The sequence below is a fragment of the Pseudomonas huaxiensis genome (assembly GCF_003231275.1).
Lineage (GTDB): Bacteria > Pseudomonadota > Gammaproteobacteria > Pseudomonadales > Pseudomonadaceae > Aquipseudomonas > Aquipseudomonas huaxiensis.
Genome location: NZ_QKVL01000057.1, coordinates 13,455 through 29,219, shown reverse-complemented (window position 1 = coordinate 29,219; position 15,765 = coordinate 13,455). Strand labels below are relative to the sequence as shown.

General features: G+C 63.7%; 17 protein-coding genes. 10 read left to right on the top strand and 7 right to left on the bottom strand.

Translation table 11 applies throughout. The annotated features are described in order from the left end of the window. Window positions 1-189 precede the first annotated feature (189 nt). Together DM374_RS29905 and DM374_RS29900 are read right to left on the bottom strand one after the other, a co-directional pair. A complete protein-coding gene (locus tag DM374_RS29905) occupies window positions 190-939 on the bottom strand; it encodes a TerC family protein (protein ID WP_095157652.1) in 750 nt (249 codons plus the stop codon). A gap of 36 nt (window positions 940-975) precedes the next feature. Next, window positions 976-1,212: a hypothetical protein gene (locus tag DM374_RS29900; RefSeq protein ID WP_110973159.1), complete on the bottom strand. Its 237-nt coding sequence runs from the start codon at window positions 1,210-1,212 to the stop codon at window positions 976-978. Window positions 1,213-1,346: 134 nt separating this feature from the next. Here DM374_RS29900 and nhaR point away from each other — a divergent pair, with 134 nt between their 5' ends. Then, window positions 1,347-2,252: a transcriptional activator NhaR gene (gene nhaR, locus DM374_RS29895; RefSeq protein WP_110973161.1), complete on the top strand. Its 906-nt coding sequence runs from the start codon at window positions 1,347-1,349 to the stop codon at window positions 2,250-2,252. On the opposite strand, the gene DM374_RS29890 is transcribed toward nhaR, so the two are convergent. Further along, the gene (locus DM374_RS29890) at window positions 2,233-3,381 is read right to left on the bottom strand and encodes an MFS transporter (RefSeq protein WP_110973158.1); all 1,149 of its coding nucleotides are present in this window, start codon (window positions 3,379-3,381) and stop codon (window positions 2,233-2,235) included. The genes nhaR and DM374_RS29890 overlap by 20 nt on opposite strands. Window positions 3,382-3,593: 212 nt before the next feature. Between DM374_RS29890 and sstT the strand changes: the two genes are divergently transcribed. Further along, a complete protein-coding gene (gene sstT, locus DM374_RS29885) occupies window positions 3,594-4,802 on the top strand; it encodes a serine/threonine transporter SstT (RefSeq protein ID WP_110973157.1) in 1,209 nt (402 codons plus the stop codon). A 94-nt stretch (window positions 4,803-4,896) separates the two neighbouring features. Then, complete coding sequence (locus DM374_RS29880; RefSeq protein WP_110973156.1) at window positions 4,897-5,541, top strand: YceH family protein; 645 nt, start codon at window positions 4,897-4,899, stop codon at window positions 5,539-5,541. Between the two features lie 127 nt (window positions 5,542-5,668). On the opposite strand, the gene DM374_RS29875 is transcribed toward DM374_RS29880, so the two are convergent. Continuing rightward, entirely contained in the window at window positions 5,669-6,481 is an 813-nt protein-coding gene (locus tag DM374_RS29875) for a shikimate 5-dehydrogenase (RefSeq protein ID WP_110973155.1), read from the bottom strand. Window positions 6,482-6,655: 174 nt separating this feature from the next. Here DM374_RS29875 and DM374_RS29870 point away from each other — a divergent pair, with 174 nt between their 5' ends. From DM374_RS29870 to DM374_RS29860, 3 genes are all read left to right on the top strand, one after another. Next, window positions 6,656-7,009, top strand: coding sequence for a hypothetical protein (locus DM374_RS29870; RefSeq protein WP_095157665.1), 354 nt, complete (start codon window positions 6,656-6,658; stop codon window positions 7,007-7,009). A 95-nt stretch (window positions 7,010-7,104) separates the two neighbouring features. Next, window positions 7,105-7,287 (top strand): hypothetical protein, encoded by a 183-nt coding sequence (locus tag DM374_RS29865; RefSeq protein ID WP_110973154.1) that lies wholly within the window; start codon window positions 7,105-7,107, stop codon window positions 7,285-7,287. A gap of 119 nt (window positions 7,288-7,406) precedes the next feature. Further along, window positions 7,407-7,736, top strand: a complete 330-nt coding sequence (locus tag DM374_RS29860) for a hypothetical protein (RefSeq protein ID WP_110973153.1) — start codon at window positions 7,407-7,409, stop codon at window positions 7,734-7,736. A gap of 2 nt (window positions 7,737-7,738) precedes the next feature. Here DM374_RS29860 and DM374_RS29855 read toward each other — a convergent pair whose 3' ends face one another. Beyond that, window positions 7,739-8,692 (bottom strand): methyltransferase, encoded by a 954-nt coding sequence (locus tag DM374_RS29855; protein WP_110973152.1) that lies wholly within the window; start codon window positions 8,690-8,692, stop codon window positions 7,739-7,741. Then, window positions 8,676-10,007 (bottom strand): iron-containing redox enzyme family protein, encoded by a 1,332-nt coding sequence (locus tag DM374_RS29850; protein ID WP_110973151.1) that lies wholly within the window; start codon window positions 10,005-10,007, stop codon window positions 8,676-8,678. The genes DM374_RS29855 and DM374_RS29850 overlap by 17 nt, the downstream gene beginning before the upstream one ends. Before the next feature lie 267 nt (window positions 10,008-10,274). Between DM374_RS29850 and pbpG the strand changes: the two genes are divergently transcribed. Next, window positions 10,275-11,201, top strand: coding sequence for a D-alanyl-D-alanine endopeptidase (pbpG, locus tag DM374_RS29845; RefSeq protein ID WP_110973150.1), 927 nt, complete (start codon window positions 10,275-10,277; stop codon window positions 11,199-11,201). Window positions 11,202-11,335: 134 nt separating this feature from the next. On the opposite strand, the gene DM374_RS29840 is transcribed toward pbpG, so the two are convergent. Beyond that, the gene (locus DM374_RS29840) at window positions 11,336-11,776 is read right to left on the bottom strand and encodes a hypothetical protein (protein WP_095157674.1); all 441 of its coding nucleotides are present in this window, start codon (window positions 11,774-11,776) and stop codon (window positions 11,336-11,338) included. A 170-nt stretch (window positions 11,777-11,946) separates the two neighbouring features. On the opposite strand from DM374_RS29840, the gene pvdM reads away from it, so the two are divergent. From pvdM to pvdO, 3 genes are read left to right on the top strand one after another with little or no spacing between them, the layout of a single operon-like run. Next, window positions 11,947-13,299: a pyoverdine-tailoring dipeptidase-like protein PvdM gene (gene pvdM / locus DM374_RS29835; RefSeq protein WP_110973149.1), complete on the top strand. Its 1,353-nt coding sequence runs from the start codon at window positions 11,947-11,949 to the stop codon at window positions 13,297-13,299. 17 nt (window positions 13,300-13,316) lie between these two features. Next, window positions 13,317-14,615 carry a pyoverdine-tailoring periplasmic protein PvdN gene (gene pvdN / locus DM374_RS29830; RefSeq protein ID WP_110973148.1) on the top strand — a complete coding sequence of 433 codons (1,299 nt, stop codon included), beginning with the start codon at window positions 13,317-13,319 and terminating at the stop codon, window positions 14,613-14,615. 14 nt (window positions 14,616-14,629) lie between these two features. After that, window positions 14,630-15,490 carry a dihydropyoverdine dehydrogenase gene (pvdO, locus tag DM374_RS29825; protein WP_110973147.1) on the top strand — a complete coding sequence of 287 codons (861 nt, stop codon included), beginning with the start codon at window positions 14,630-14,632 and terminating at the stop codon, window positions 15,488-15,490. Window positions 15,491-15,765: the final 275 nt, after the last annotated feature.

Genomic DNA, 15,765 nt, shown 5'->3' with positions numbered 1-15,765 from the left:
CGTCCATTTTGCCAAGACAAAAGGACCCGCCGTAAAGGCGGAAGGGGCCGGCAGCGCCGCCACATCGAATGGATAAGCTCACGGCACCAAAGCCCAAATCCCAAATCCCAAAAACATCCCCCACCAGAACCATAAAAAAAGGGCCCCTGAAAAGGAGCCCCAACTACAGCACGCAACAGATTCCTTGAATCAGCCCTCGCTGGCCTCACGCCGCTGGCGAGCCTTGCGCGAGAGAATGTTCAGCACCTCGATCGCAGTGGAGAACGCCATCGCCGCATACACGTAGCCTTTCGGAACGTGGGCGCCGAAGCCTTCGGCGATCAACGTCATGCCGATCATGATGAGGAAGCCAAGGGCCAGCATCACCACGGTCGGGTTGTCATTGATGAACTTGGCCAGTGGATCGGCCGCGACCAACATCACGATCACGGCGCTGACCACGGCAATGATCATGATCGGCAAGTGCTCGGTCATACCCACGGCGGTGATGATGCTGTCGACGGAGAAGACGATGTCCAGCACCAGGATCTGGCCAATGGCCGCTGCAAAACCCAGGGTAATGGTAGACGACGCCTTGGATTCTTCCTGGGCCCGTGGATCCACGCTTTCATGGATTTCCTTGGTGGCTTTCCAGAGCAGGAACAGACCACCGGCGATCAGGATCATGTCCTTCCACGAGAAGCTCTTGCCGAGGATGTCGATGACCGGCTCGGTCAACTGGACAATCCAGGCCACGGTGCTGAGCAGCGCCAGGCGCATCACCAACGCCATGCTGATCCCGATACGCCGCGCCTTGGAGCGGAATTCCTCGGGTAGCTTGTTGGTCAGGATCGAGATGAAGATCAGGTTGTCGATGCCGAGGACGATTTCCATTGCCACCAAAGTGGCCAGGGCGACCCAGGCGGTCGGGCTTGCGGCGAGTTCCAGCAGGTATTCCATGAATCAGATCCCGAATCGTTGTTGAGAAAAGGTAGATCAGATTTCCTGACCGTCAGTGTCCTTGGTGTCTTCTTTCTTTTCCGGCTGTGTACCGGTGGCGTCGTTTAGCGCCTGCTGGGCGGCCTTGTTGGTGTCGTCAATGGCCTGTTTGGCCGACTCGGCAGCCTGGTTGAGCATCTGCTGGGCGGACTTTTCGGCCTGTTCGCAGCCGGTCATGGCGAACAGGGCCAACACAAGGACCAGAGGCGTACCGATGGATTTGAGATCAAGCATGAGTCTTCTCCGAAGTATTTTCGCTGCCACAAAAGATGGCACCGCAATGGCAGAGGATTCTAAATATCTTGATACATCAGGAAAATTCGTATTTTCAGCGGTTATACTTCGGTTTTTCCGAATCGGTGATTGTCATGCTCAATTATCGGCAACTGCATTACTTCTGGGTCGTGGCCAAGACCGGCAGCATCGTGCGCGCCTGCGAGCAATTGAACCTGACCCCGCAGACCATCAGCGGGCAGATCAGCCTGCTGGAACAGACCTACGGCATCGAGTTGTTCCGGCGGGTCGGGCGCCAGTTGGAGTTGACCGAAACCGGCCGCCAGGCGCTGTCCTACGCCGAGCCGATGTTCCAGATTGGTGGCGAACTGGAAGCCATGCTGCGGGCGCAGCCCAACGAGCAGCAGGTGCTGTTTCGGGTGGGCGTGGCGGATGTGGTGCCCAAGTCGATCGTCTACCGGTTGATCGCACCGACCATGGAGCTGGCCGAGCCGCTGCGCATCAGTTGTCGTGAAGACAAGCTGGAGCGACTGCTCGCCGACCTGGCGATCCAGCGCCTGGACCTGGTGATCTCCGACAGCCCGATGCCCAGCCACCTGGATATCAAGGGCTACAGCCAGAAGCTCGGCGAGTGCGGCATCAGTTTCCTCGCCACACCCGAGCTGGCAGCGCGCCAGCCGCTGCCCTTCCCTGCCTGCCTGCAACACGCGCCGTTGTTGATCCCCGGCCAGGAAACAATGGTACGCAACCGCCTGTTGCGCTGGTTCGCCGAGCAGCAGTTGCAGCCGCGGATCGTCGGCGAGTTCGACGACAGCGCGCTGATGCAGGCCTTCGGCAAGTCCGGTAGCGGGATTTTCATTGCCCCCAGCGTGATCGCCGAGGAGGTCTGCCGGCAGTACGACGTCGAACTGATCGGCCAGACCGACGCGGTCACCGAGTCGTTCTATGCCATTTCGGTAGAGCGCAAGGTCAAACACCCCGGCATCGTCGCCATCACCGAGGGTGCTCGTCGCGAGCTGTTCAACTGGCCACTGGCTTGAAGCGCGTCAGCCACAGGGCCAGCGCCAATGCGAGGGCAATCAGCACCGCAGCGACATAGCCGACATCCGGCAGACCCAGACGGTCGATCACCGCACCGCCGATCAGCGCCCCCAGGCCGATGCCCAGGTTGCCTCCGGCGATATTCAGCGAGGCACCGAAGGCCGGCGCTTCGGGCGCGGCCTTGATCACCCGGACATGGCTGACCAGGAACAGTGCCGCCTGGGCCAGACCCCAGACCGCCAGAGCCAGCACCAGCCCGATGCTGGACTGGATCGCCGGCACCACCGTCAGCAATCCCACCACCAGTAACGCGCAGAAGCCCGCCGAGGCCAGCAGTGGATGACGGTCCACCGCGCGCCCGCCCAGGCTGTTGCCGATCAAACCCACCGCGCCGAAGCCCATCAGGTACCAGCCAACCCGATCGCCATCAAAACCGGCCAGGCGCTCCAGCAAGTCCGCCAAGTAGGTGTAGGCCGTGAACATGCCGCTGAACACCAGCACCGACAACAGCACATGACCCTGCAACAGCGGGCTGCGCAGCACACGGAACTGTCCGCGTAGCGACGTGGTTTCGCTCTGCCGGGGAGTGTGCGGCAGGTAGCGCCACAGCAGCAACGCCTTGGCCAGTGACAACAGCGCCAACGCGGCGAATGCCACCCGCCAGCCCAGCGCATCGCCGAGCAAGGTGCCGAGGGGAATACCAAACACCGTGGCGCAGACCACGCCAAAGCTGATCTTGCTGATCGCCCGTCCGGCGTAGGCCGGGCCGACGATGTCCACCGCCGTTTCGCTGGCCAGCGCCCAGAACACCGGCAGGCCCAGCGCCGGCACCAACCGCGCCACGGCCATCACGTAATAGTTGGTGGCCAGCGCCGCCAGCGCGTTGGAGGCGGCGAACAGCAACAGCACGCCGACGAACAGCCGCTTGCGCTCGAAACGCGCGCACCAGGCAGTGAGAAATGGTCCGCAGCAGGCGACAGTGAACGCGAACAGGGTCACCAGCAGGCCGGCTTGGGAGACGCTGACCTGCAAATCCCGGGCGATCCCCGGCAGCAGGCCGATGATGAGGAATTCAGTAGTCAACACGGTGAAGCCGGCCGCGGCCAGCAACAGAATGGGCAGGAACATCCAGACTCCAGCGATGAGCGCGTCGGCTCGAAAAGGCCGCGCATGGTAACAGCCACCAGCATGGCGACCTACCGCCGGACCGGGGCATTGGGTGAGGCCGCGGGCGCTGTGATAGAGTTCCGCCCTTTTTTCGACCGGCGCCACCCGCCGCGTCGAGGCATTCCGTACCCGGGCGATCCCCGGGCCCTGAACACGATCGAGTCAGATTCGTTATGTTGCCTGTCCTCAAGCTGCTCAACCGCACCAGCCTGGTGCTGCAAATCCTCATCGGCCTGGTGGCCGGCATCGCCCTGGCGCTGCTCGCGCCACAGGTGGCGGGCAACCTCGCCTTCATCGGCAAAGTGTTCGTCAGTGCGCTGAAGGCCGTGGCGCCGATTCTGGTGTTCATCCTGGTCATGGCGTCCATCGCCAACCACAAGCACGGCCAGCAGACCCATATCCGGCCAATTCTGGTGCTGTACCTGTTCGGCACCTTCGCCGCGGCGGTAGTCGCGGTGGCGGCGAGCATGCTGTTCCCGTCTACGCTGGTGCTGAGCACCGAAGGCGCACAGATGAGCGCGCCGGGCGGCATCACCGAAGTGTTGCAGGGCCTGCTGTTGAGCGCCGTGGACAACCCGGTCAACGCGCTGGTCACCGGTAACTTCATCGGCATCCTGGCCTGGGCCATTGGCCTTGGCATTGCCGTGCGACACGCCGGCCCGACCACCCGCACCGTGCTCGATGACCTGTCCAACGGCGTGACCCTGATCGTCCGCGTGGTCATCCGCTTCGCCCCTCTGGGGATCTTCGGCCTGGTCGCCTCGACCCTGGCCCAGTCCGGCCTCGGCACCCTGGTCGGCTACCTGCACCTGCTGGCGGTGCTGATCGGCTGCATGCTGATCGTTGCCCTGGTAATGAACCCGCTGATCGTGTTCTGGAAGATCCGTCGCAACCCGTTCCCGTTGACCCTGCTGTGCCTGCGCGAAAGCGGCATCACCGCCTTCTTCACCCGCAGTTCGGCGGCGAACATCCCGGTCAACCTGGCCCTGAGCGAGAAACTCGGCCTGCACGAAGATACCTACTCGGTGTCGATCCCGCTGGGCGCGACCATCAACATGGCCGGTGCGGCGATCACCATCACCGTGCTGACCCTGGCGGCGGTACATACCCTGGGCATCGCCGTCGATCTGCCGACTGCCGTGCTGCTCAGCGTGGTCGCAGCGGTCTGCGCCTGCGGCGCCTCGGGCGTTGCCGGTGGCTCGCTGCTGCTGATCCCGCTGGCCTGCAGCCTGTTCGGCATCCCCAGCGAGATCGCCATGCAGGTGGTGGCGGTGGGCTTCATCATCGGCGTGCTGCAGGACTCGGCGGAAACCGCGCTCAACTCCTCCACCGACGTCCTGTTCACTGCGGCCGCCTGCGAAGCGGAAGCTCGCCGCGGCTGATGCCATCACGACCGGTGGCATCGTGCCGCCGGTCGCTTGTGTTAACCCTGTCACAGCCCTAGGCTAGGGGCTTTCCATGCACAGAGACAGGGTCATGTCCGAAGAGCAAGAATCCCCCGCCACTGCCCGCTTCAACGCCACTGAAATCCGCGTCCTGGGCTCCCTTATCGAAAAGCAGGCGAGCAACCCGGAAACCTATCCCCTGACCCTCAACGCGCTGATGCTGGCCTGCAACCAGAAAACCAGCCGCGAACCCGTGATGAACCTCGCCCAGGGCCAGATCGGCCAAAGCCTGCGTGCCCTTGAAGGCCAGGGCCTGGTCCGCCTGCAGATGGGCAGCCGCGCCGACCGCTGGGAACAGCGCGTGGACAAGGCGCTGGAACTGGTGCCGGCGCAGTTGATCCTGATGGGCCTGATGTTCCTGCGCGGGCCGCAGACCATCAATGAACTGCTGACCCGCAGCCAGCGCATGCATGACTTCGATGACAACGACCAGGTGCTACATCAGCTCGACCGCCTGATCGCCCGTGGCTATGCCCTGCACCTGCCGCGTCAGGCGGGCCAGCGGGAAGACCGCTACACCCACGCGCTGGGCGATCCATCGGAAATCGAGGCGATTCTCGCAGCGCGCCAGCAAGGGCCGGGGGAACGCGGGGTCAGTGGTGTGTCGGCGGAGCGGATCGAGGCGCTGGAAGCGCGGATCGCGGCGCTGGAAGAGCGTTTGGCGCTGCTCGAATAGACCTGGGCTTTCGCGAGCCTCATTGCTGCAGTTCGGCGCACCGGCAAGTCCGGCTCCCACAGGGTGCGGTGCATGCCGACCCTGTGGGAGCCGGACTTGCCGGCGATGAGGCCGGCAGGCACAACACTCAACCCCGAGCGAACGCCACCGCCTTCGCCACCTGCTCCGCCGTCGGCCGCACCCCGGTATAGAGCACGAACTGCTCCAGCGCCTGCAAGGCGATCACTTCCACCCCGGTAATCACCGCTTTGCCGCGCGCTTCGGCCGCAGCGATCAGCGGCGTGCGCGCCGGCATCGCCACCACGTCGAACACCGTCCGCGCCGCATCGATGGCCGTCAGGTCGAACGACAGCTCTTGCGCCTCCGCGCCGCCAGTCATGCCGATAGGCGTCACGTTGACCAGCAGCGTTGGTCGCAACTCACCCAGTTCCGCCTGCCATTCATAACCGCAGTTCTGCGCCAGGCCGCGGCCCGCCGCTTCGTTGCGGGCGATCACGGTGCCACGCGTAAAGCCGGCATCACGAAACGCACTGGCCACCGCCTTGGCCATGCCGCCACTGCCCCGCAGGGCAAACGGCTGCGCCGGGTCTAGCCGGTGCTGTTCGATCAACTGGCGCACGGCCAGGTAGTCGGTGTTATAGGCCTTGAGGTGGCCGTTGCTGTTGACGAGGGTGTTGATGGAATCGATGGCCGCAGCGGATGGATCCAGCTCGTCCACCAAGGCGATACAGGCTTCCTTGAACGGCATCGACACGCCGCAGCCCCGGATGCCCAGGGCGCGCATACCACCGATGGCGGCCGGCAGATCAGCTGTGGTCATGGCTTTGTAGTAGTAATCCAGCCCCAGTTGCTCATACAGGTGATTGTGGAAGCGCACGCCGAAGGTGCCGGGGCGGCCAGCCAGGGAAATACAGAGAACGGTGTCTTTGCTGGGGGTCATCAACGGACTCCTGGAAACGGCGAAAACCACAGTATGCCCAACCTCGCCGCCGACCGTTGATCGGCCCTTACACAACCTTTACTCAGCCCCCTCGCAACTCCGCCCCTGACTGCGGTCATAGTGTTATCCCCGGCCCGTCTTTCCGGTCGGGGTAACGCCCTGCGAGGATTCAACATGAACCGTCATATCCCCGGTATCGCCCTGCTGATCGGCGCCCTGGCCCTGTCCGGACAAGCCTCCGCCCATGGCGGCGGTGGCTGGCAAGGTGCGGGCCCCATACTCGGCGCGGCCGTAGTGGGTGCCGTGGTCGGCGCCGCCGTTTCCGGTGGTCACGACCGTACTGTGGTCGTCGAACGTGCCCCGGCCTATTACCCGCCGCAGCCCGTGTATTACCAACCGCCGCCGCCACCGCCGGTGTATTACCAGCCCTATCCGGTCGTGGAACGCTATGTGCCGGTGCCGCCGCCGTATTACCGCGAACGCTACTACGGCCCGCCGCCCGTCTATTACGGCCACCCGCGCTGGTAGTGGGTTTTATCAATGAACACTATTGAGAACACTGATTTCTCGCTGGCCGGATCCACACGTAAGGTACGAGCCATGACCCAAAGGGAGCACTCACCATGGCCAGTATCAGCATCATGTCCGTTATCGGTAGCGCGGTTCCGCCGGCGCTGAGGGAATTGGGGCTGCTGGCCTGCTGGTACCTGATACGTGACGGCGAGAAGATCGGCGGCCCGATCACCTCGCTCACCGATGCCGAGGCGCTTGCTCAGAGTATCGCCGGCGAAGGCTTCAGAGCCTGAGGTCAACCTTCTTTCCCTTGTGCGTTTGCTCCGCACACCTCCCCTTGCCCCGCCTTCTTGGCGGGGCTTTTTATTTGCGGCAGGATAGCGGCCCGCTTTCAGGATGAAGGAACTTCGGCGTGGAGATCGCCAGCAATCTGCTATTTACCGCTGTATTCATTGGCGCCATCGCCATCACCGGCTATATCAGTGCGCGACGGATACGCGAGCGCCAGCGCAGTGTCGCGGACGAATTCGCCGCCGCACTGAAGCGCCAGGGCGTCGGTGACCATGAAATCCTCCAGGAGCAGATCACCCCCGCCAGCCTGATGGAACTGCTGCAAGTGCGACGGATCCTGCGCGACAGCCAGGGCAATCACTACCTCTACATCCACATCAGCGACAGCCCCGGCGTGCTACGGCCACTGACCCGGGAACGGGCGCTGCTGGCCATGGGCAAAACGCTTTAGGTTCAGCCGCGGCGGGTCACCGTCAGGGCCACGGCAGCGATACGCTCAACCCGCTCGTAGCCAGGCTCCAGCAGTTGCTCGCCAAACACGTCCGGGTCGATTTCCTCGTAGAACCAGGCCCATTGCGGCGCGTCGAGGGTTTCCCGCAGCGCCGCCAGGAACGGGTCGCCGCCGTCGACCATCGCCACGCCGGTATACAACACCAGGCTGCCGCCCGGACTCAGGCGCTCAAGCGACTCGCGGACCATGCGCACCGACAACCCCTCGCCAAACGTCCCGCCACCATGGCGGTACGTGCGCCTGCGGGCATCGAGCATGTAGGGCGGGTTGGCGACGATCAGGTCGAAACTGCCATTGACGCCTTCCAGCACATCGCTGTAATCCACCACGACATTGCCCAACTCGGCCAACGCCACGTTGATCGCGGCGTAGCGCAGCGCCAGCGGGTTGATGTCCAGCGCGCTGACTTGAGCATGCCGCCGCGCACGGGCGATCAGCAGCGCACCGATGCCCGTGCCGCAGCCGATTTCCACAGCGTGTTCAATCGGTGCGCAACTGTCCCGCAGGTGCGCCTCCACCACGCGGGCAAAGCGGTAACTGTCCGGGCCGAAGAACACGGCGTCAGCGGTGTCGGTAGGAAAGCCCGAATGCACCAGCAGCAAGCCATCGACGGTAGACCAGCGCACCTGGCTGCGCAGCGTCTGGTCACTGGTGCTGATGATTCCGGCCTGACGCATGTGTTCCAGTTCATCCGGCGACAGCAGCGAGGCCTCGAACGGCCGGTTCCAGCCGAACACTTCGCGCATCGTCCGGGCCGGTAGTGAGTCGACGCGCTCGCTGTAGCGCTGGTGGGTCAGTGGCGTGGCGCAGATGAAGCGATAGCCATCGGCGTGCAGGCGACGCCCCAGGTGCAGCAGGGCCTCATCAGTTTGACGTTGCTCATCGGTCAGTTGCATGGCTATGGCCTCCTTTCAGCCCGGTGAGTTGCACGTAGCGCTGGGTTGCCGCCAGCCCGCGTGGGCTGGCATGGCGGTCCTCGCCCATGGCATCGATGAGTTGCGTCACCAACAACCCATCCGGCAAGTCCGGCAGCAGCGGCTCGGCGAGGGTGACCGGCCTGTGCCGGCGCTTCGGCGGATGCCAGTCACCGGCGATCCAGTCGTGCAGCAGTTGCTTTTCGTAGGGGCTGAAGACGCCGAACATCACCGCCGTCGGACCCTCGATCAATTGCCAGAAACGGCTTTCAGCCGGGTCGCGATCGCGGAAGATCCAGCCTTTGTCTTGCAACACCTGGAGAAACGCCGGGAAGCTGCCCGGCGCGGACAGCCACTGATTGACCGTGCGCCCATCCAGACGGCAGTGGTCTGAATGCAGGTGCTGGCCGAAGATCCGCTTGCGCTCCAGCGCGGCGAGCAATTCGCTTTCCAGGTCAAACCCGGCGGCGATGTCCATGCAACCGGCGCTCAAGTCGTTTAACCGGTAGCCGCGGGCGACACGCCGATAAAACGCCTCGCCGTCCTGTTCCGGCCAAAGTTGGCGCAGGGCCTCCAGCGCCTTGCGCGCATGGCCGGTGCTGGCGTTGTCGATAGTCACGTGAAGGCGGAAGTACTGCGCGTCGATGCCCAGTTCTTCCAGCTCGAAGGTGCTGATCAGCAAGTGCAAGGGAAGCTGTTCGTAGCCGAGGTTGTAGCCCAGCACTTCGGGCAGGAAACGCTCGCTCTCCTGGCCGAGCGCCAGTTGCAGCGAGCCTTGCAGGTAGCGTTCGTCGGCCAGCGGTAGCTGCTCGTGACAGCCCAGGCCGGCGAGCAGGCGACGGAAGATCACCACATGGTTGCAGGCCGGTTGGCCATCGCCGAGTTCTTCCAGGTAGATGCGGATCAGCCCGTGGTAACGCGGATCGTCCCAGTGATGCAGGGCGCCCTGCAGCCAGGCGCCGTCGACGCACTTGGTCGGCGTGACCTGCTGGAGAAAATACAGTGTATGTGCGCGGCTGGCGAACATGCGCCGGGGCGCGCCGCCACGACGTTCGGCGAGGTAGTCGGCGTACTGCCGGGCAACCTGTAACGCATGATCCTGGCTCCACACCTCCAGTTGTTCGGGAGACGCTGGCAAGTCATCGGCCAGGGCATCGGCGCGGCGCAACTGGTCGTTCAACCATGCGGCGGTGTCAGCGCAGTCGCCGCGCAACAAGGCGCGATACCGGGCCTCCAGGCTGTCGGCCTGTGCTGCGGGAGTGGCAATGACGCCCGCCAGATCTGACATTTGATTCATGACCGCCCCTCTTCCACGCGCTGACCTTGCTTATCCAAGGGAGGCGCTGCGCGTAGGGGAAGTTCAGAACGATTGCGCCACGTCAGGATGGGCGGGAGGCGGCTTACCTTAGGCTTGCCAGTGCGGGATCGATTAAAGATTATTCATATTTGAGCTAAGGGCTGGAGAGCAATCGACAGGCTCTGAGCCATACTCCAGAATGTCACGATTAGAAAAATAAAAACTCTTGCACAGCCAACGACATACCTTCTTTTAGTGAGCACTTACGTGAAAACCTCTCTTTCGATTCTCAGTCTGCTGCTGTTGCTCACCGGCACCGCCAGCGTCACGTCGAATGCTGTTGCCCAGCCTGCCACTGCCCAGGCGCAACGAGATCCTTCCACGCTTCACCTGGCCTCCGGCAGCGCCATGCTGGTGGACCTGCAGACCAACCAGGTGCTCTATTCCAGCCATCCCGACCTGGTGCGACCGATCGCGTCGGTGACCAAGCTGATGACCGCCATGGTCGTGCTGGACGCCAAGCAGTCCATGGATGAAATGCTCACCATGACCATTGCCCAGACCAAGGAAATGAAAGGCATCTATTCGCGGGTGCGCCTGGGCAGCGAGCTGAATCGCCGGGAAACCCTGCTGATTACCCTGATGTCGTCGGAGAACCGCGCCGCAGCGACCCTCGCCCACCACTATCCGGGCGGCTACGGCGCGTTCATCAAGGCGATGAACACCAAGGCCAAGGCCCTGGGCATGAGCAATACCCGCTATGTGGAGCCGACCGGCCTGTCGCCGAACAACGTCTCCACCGCCCGCGACCTGACCAAGCTGCTGATGGCCGCGCGCAATTACCCGCTGCTGAGCGAATTGAGCACCACCCGCGAGAAGACCGTCGCCTTCCGCAAGCCCAACTACACCCTGGGTTTCCGTAACACCGACCATCTGGTGAACAAAGCCAACTGGGACATCAAGCTGACCAAGACCGGCTTCACCAACGATGCCGGGCATTGCCTGGTGCTGCTGACCAAGATGGACAACCGTCCGGTGGCGATGGTGATTCTCGATGCCTTCGGCAAATACACCCACTTCGCCGATGCCAGCCGCATGCGCCAATGGCTGGAGACCGGCAGCGCCAAGCCGGCGCCGGCGGTGGCGATTCGTTACAAGGCGGATCGCAGCCAGAATCGGCCGCAGGTGGATTGATCGGACGCCGTCTGAGCATGTCATCGCGAGTACGCTGAACCCCGTACGAGCGAGCTTGTCGGGGCGCCGAACCGTCGCGATGCGGGACAGGCCTCAAAAAAAGGCCCGGTCATCTGACCGGGCCTTTTTCATTATCAAGCGGTGGTATTCACCGAACTTCCCGCCGAGCTATCACCCGCCTCGGTCAACGCCTGCAGCAACGCCCCGGTCGCCTGCAGCAATTGCCCGGTGGTGGTCGCCACCGCCGCCTGGGCGGCCGCTACCTTGACCGACTTGGTGCGGTCGTCTTCCTTGCTGGCCATGGCTTCCTGCAGTTGCTTCTGCTGCTCGGCCAATTGCTTCTGCAACTGCTTGACCTGCTCGCGCAGTTGCTTGACCTCCTGCGACTCGTTCGAATCAGCGGTCTCGGACTGGGTCGCCGCGGCCTTGCCTTCGCTGCGCACAGCAGACAGGTCGGCCTTCACAGTACCTTCGACCGGGGTCGCCTGACCGTCAACGTTGGTTTTCGCAGTCACATTGCTACGCACACCTGCAATCGAAAGGTTCGACGCCAGGGACTGGATAAGATCGGCCATGAGAGAAAACGTCCTGAAATTAAGGTCTGTCATGACATCGGCCGTTACAAACAAAACTTTAGGCCGCCCGTCCCCCATAAATTTCCCGCCCGGTTCTTCGTCCTTCCCCTGATACCGATCTCTGTCCGCGCACCGGCGGGATCGCCCTCCTGAACCGGACCGAGATGGCAATGACCAGACCCCGTTCCCGCAAAGCCCTGTACATCGGCCTGCCGCTCGCCCTGGCCGTGAGCCTCGGCGCAGCCGCCGCCGGCTGGCTGTACTGGAAAGACGACACCGGCTACCCGCGCAAGATCGTCGAGCAGGCCAACGCCCTGCATGAACACATGATCTCGTTCGACAGCCACATCACCGTCCCGCTGGAATTCGGCAGCGCCGGCCGCGAAGCCGACAAGGACGGCCCGGGCCAGTTCGACCTGGTGAAGGCCGGGCACGGCCGGCTGTCCGGCGCCGCCCTGACCATCTTCGGCTGGCCGGAACTGTGGAACGGCCCCAATGCCCCGCACCGTCCAACGCCCGGCTTCGTCGATGAGGCGCGGCACCAGCAGGAGGTGCGCTACCAGATCATCAGCGGCATGGTCCGCGACTTCCCCAATCAGGTCGGCATCGCCTATACCCCCAACGACTTCCGCCGCCTGCACGGCGAGGGAAAGTTCGCCATCTTCATCAGCATGCTCAACGCCTACCCGCTGGGCACCGACCTGTCGCAACTGGACCTGTGGACCGCGCGCGGCATGCGCATGTTCGGCTTCAGCTACGTCGGCAACAACGCCTGGGCCGACTCCTCGCGGCCGCTGCCGTTCTTCAACGACACCGCCGACGCCCTCGGCGGGCTGTCGCCACTGGGCCAGCAGGCCGTGGCGCGGCTCAACGACCTGGGGGTGATCATCGATGTCTCGCAGATGTCGACCCAGGCCCTGGAGCAGGTCGCGCACCTGAGCCGCGCGCCGCTGGTGGCCTCGCACTCCGCGCCTCGGGCGCTGGTGGATATCCCGCGCAACCTTAGCGACAAGGAAATGCAACTGATCAAGGACAGCGGCGGCGTGATCCAGATCGTCGGCTTCCCCACCTACCTCAAGCCGCTGAGCAAACCGACCCTGGACAAGCTCGAAGCACTGCGTGCCAGGTTCGACCTGCAACCGCTGCAAGGCCTGGCCAATGCCCTGATGCCAGGTGACGCGGTGATCGCCATCTGGCCGGAATCACGCTTCGGCGAATACGCCAGCAGCCTCTACGGGATTGTCGAGGCGGAGCCCAAGGCCGGCCTCAAGGCGTTCGGCGACGCCATCGACTACGCGGTGAAGAAAGTCGGCATCGATCACGTTGGCATCGCTTCCGACTTCAACGACGGCGGCGGCCTGGATGGCTGGAAGGATGTCAGCGAGATTCGCAACATCACCGCCGAGCTGTTGACCCGCGGCTACAGCGAGGCCGATATCGCCAAGCTCTGGGGCGGCAACTTCCTGCGGGCCTGGGAACAAGTGCAGAAAGCCGCCCGCCCCGTCGCCTCCCTCACGCCTTGAACCGGAACGCCTGCGCCATGACCGACCGCCGCACCTTTCTCAAACAGGCCGCCGTACTGAGCGCCGGCCTGCCGTTGGCCAGCACTCTGGCCAGCGCCGCCGAACCGATTCCGCAAAACGCCCGCCCAGCCGCACCCCTGAGCGGCCCGGACAAATGGCGCAATCTGCGCGACCTGTTCCCGCTGGACCGCGAGACCGCGCACTTCGCCAACTTCCTGGTCACCGCCCACCCGCGACCGGTGCAGGACGCCATCGACTACTACCGACGCGAAATCGACCGCAACCCCGCCGCCTTGATGGACTGGGAAAGCCAGTACGAGTGGAACCGCGAAGGCGAGGTCCGCGAATGGGCCGCGCGCTACCTGGAAGTGCGCCCACGGCAGATTGCCCTGACCGGCAGCACCACCGAGGGCCTGGGCATGATCTACGGCGGCCTGAACGTGGCCGCCGACCAGGAAATCCTCACCACCGAACACGAGCACTATTCGACCCACAAGTCCCTGGCCTTCCGCACCCAGCGCCAGGGCACGAAGGTGCGCAAGCTGCGCCTGTTCGACAACCCGTGGGAGATCTCCAAAGATCAGGTGCTGAGCACCATCGACAAGAACATTCGCCCGGAAACCCGCGTGGTCGGCATGACCTGGGTGCACTCCGGCAGCGGCGTGAAACTGCCGGCCGGCGAGATCGGCGCACTGATCCGCCAGCACAACCGCGACCGCGATGAATCACGGCGGATCATCTACGTGGTGGACGGCGTGCACGGCTTCGGCGTCGACGACGTGCGCTTCGCCGACTTCAACTGCGACTACTTCATCTCCGGCACCCACAAGTGGATGTTCGGCCCGCGCGGCACCGGGATCATCTGCGCCGCGTCGGAGAAAATGCAGCACCTGACGCCGACCTTCGCCACCTTCTCCCAGGAAGAAGACTTCGCCACCATCATGACCCCCGGCGGCTACCACGCCTTCGAGCACCGCTGGGCGGTGGGCAAGGCCTTCGAGTTGCATCTGCAACTGGGCAAGGCCGACGTGCAAGAGCGTATTCACCAGCTCAACGACCAGCTCAAGGCGCGCCTGCTGGAGCACAAGCAAATCCAGTTGGTCACGCCGAAAAGCCGCGAGTTTTCCGCCGGCTTCACCTTCTTCCGCATCAAGGACCGCGACCCGGACGCCGTCGCCGCCTTCCTCTGCGACAACAAGGTGATGGTGGACGCCGTGTACCGCGACGTCGGCCCGGTGATCCGCTTCGCGCCGAGCCTGCTCAACAACGAGCAGGAAATCGATCGGGCCATGGCCCTGCTGACCCAGAAACTCTGAAATAAGGCCTTTTCATGACCTCCACCTTCTCCCGCCTGACCCTGGCCGCGCTGCTCAGCGCCGCCAGCCTGCACGCCCTGGCCGCCGACGCCACACCCGGCGCCGTGCTGCGCGACTGCAAGGCTGCTTGCCCGGACATGGTCGTGCTGCCGGCCGGCAGCTACATGATGGGCACCCCGGACGACGAAGTCGGTCGCCAGCCCGACGAAAGTCCGCTGCACCAGGTGACCTTCGCCAAGCCGTTCGCCATCAGCCGCTACCAGGTCACTGCGGGTGAATGGGACGCCTACGTGCGCGAGTCCGGGGCGAAGATCGCCGACGGCGACACCCGCCCGGGCCGCGAATGCAAGGCCAGCAAGCCGCGTTACAAGCAGGGGCCGAAGCAGCCGGCGGTGTGCATGAGCTACCACGACGTCGAGAACTATGTGGCGTGGCTGTCGAAGAAAACCGGCAAGCACTACCGCATGGTCAGCGAGGCAGAACGGGAGTACGCCGCCCGCGCCGGCAGCACCGGGCCTTTCCCGTTTCCGCTGGACCCGGACGCCGACTATGAAATCAGCCGCAACGCCAACGTCTACGGCCCCAAGGATGGCTACAGCTTCACCTCGCCAGTGGGCAGCTACGCGCCGAATGACTTCGGCGTGTATGACATGCACGGCAATGTCTACGAGTGGGTCGCCGATTGTTATCACGACAGTTATGTCGGGGCGCCAGCTGATGGCAGCGCCTGGACCACTGCGGGCTGCGACATCGTCAATATTCGCGGCAACGACTGGGGCGAAGCACCGATCTTTTCCCGATCGGGCAATCGTAACAACGCCCATGCCACCGCTCGCGGCGACTGGATCGGGTTCCGGGTGGCGCGGGAGCTCTGACGAACGGGGGTAAATTTTTTGTGGATGGTTTCGTTTATGCGCAGAAGGGCTCTGTGGGTGGGCGAATCTGGTGGCCTCATCGCTGGCAAACCAGCTCCCACAGGTTCTGCGTGCGCTCAGGCCCCTGTGGGAGCTGGCTTGCCAGCGATGAGGCCAAAGAAACCAACACAAGGAGCAGTGACCAATCACACCACCCTGTAAAAAGCTCGAAAATTGGCCAGAAAACCCGCCTCCGAAGCATTTGCTTACATTTTCACTGACGGGTTTACGATTCT

What these genes read in the sequence shown, in the direction of transcription:
- DM374_RS29905 (WP_095157652.1), bottom strand. Translation starts at nt 939, where the DNA reads ATGGAATACCTGCTGGAACTCGCCGCAAGCCCGACCGCCTGGGTCGCC.
- DM374_RS29900 (WP_110973159.1), bottom strand. Translation starts at nt 1,212, where the DNA reads ATGCTTGATCTCAAATCCATCGGTACGCCTCTGGTCCTTGTGTTGGCC.
- nhaR (WP_110973161.1), top strand. Translation starts at nt 1,347, where the DNA reads ATGCTCAATTATCGGCAACTGCATTACTTCTGGGTCGTGGCCAAGACC.
- DM374_RS29890 (WP_110973158.1), bottom strand. Translation starts at nt 3,381, where the DNA reads ATGTTCCTGCCCATTCTGTTGCTGGCCGCGGCCGGCTTCACCGTGTTG.
- sstT (WP_110973157.1), top strand. Translation starts at nt 3,594, where the DNA reads ATGTTGCCTGTCCTCAAGCTGCTCAACCGCACCAGCCTGGTGCTGCAA.
- DM374_RS29880 (WP_110973156.1), top strand. Translation starts at nt 4,897, where the DNA reads ATGTCCGAAGAGCAAGAATCCCCCGCCACTGCCCGCTTCAACGCCACT.
- DM374_RS29875 (WP_110973155.1), bottom strand. Translation starts at nt 6,481, where the DNA reads ATGACCCCCAGCAAAGACACCGTTCTCTGTATTTCCCTGGCTGGCCGC.
- DM374_RS29870 (WP_095157665.1), top strand. Translation starts at nt 6,656, where the DNA reads ATGAACCGTCATATCCCCGGTATCGCCCTGCTGATCGGCGCCCTGGCC.
- DM374_RS29865 (WP_110973154.1), top strand. Translation starts at nt 7,105, where the DNA reads ATGGCCAGTATCAGCATCATGTCCGTTATCGGTAGCGCGGTTCCGCCG.
- DM374_RS29855 (WP_110973152.1), bottom strand. Translation starts at nt 8,692, where the DNA reads ATGCAACTGACCGATGAGCAACGTCAAACTGATGAGGCCCTGCTGCAC.
- DM374_RS29850 (WP_110973151.1), bottom strand. Translation starts at nt 10,007, where the DNA reads ATGAATCAAATGTCAGATCTGGCGGGCGTCATTGCCACTCCCGCAGCA.
- DM374_RS29840 (WP_095157674.1), bottom strand. Translation starts at nt 11,776, where the DNA reads ATGGCCGATCTTATCCAGTCCCTGGCGTCGAACCTTTCGATTGCAGGT.
- pvdM (WP_110973149.1), top strand. Translation starts at nt 11,947, where the DNA reads ATGACCAGACCCCGTTCCCGCAAAGCCCTGTACATCGGCCTGCCGCTC.
- pvdN (WP_110973148.1), top strand. Translation starts at nt 13,317, where the DNA reads ATGACCGACCGCCGCACCTTTCTCAAACAGGCCGCCGTACTGAGCGCC.
- pvdO (WP_110973147.1), top strand. Translation starts at nt 14,630, where the DNA reads ATGACCTCCACCTTCTCCCGCCTGACCCTGGCCGCGCTGCTCAGCGCC.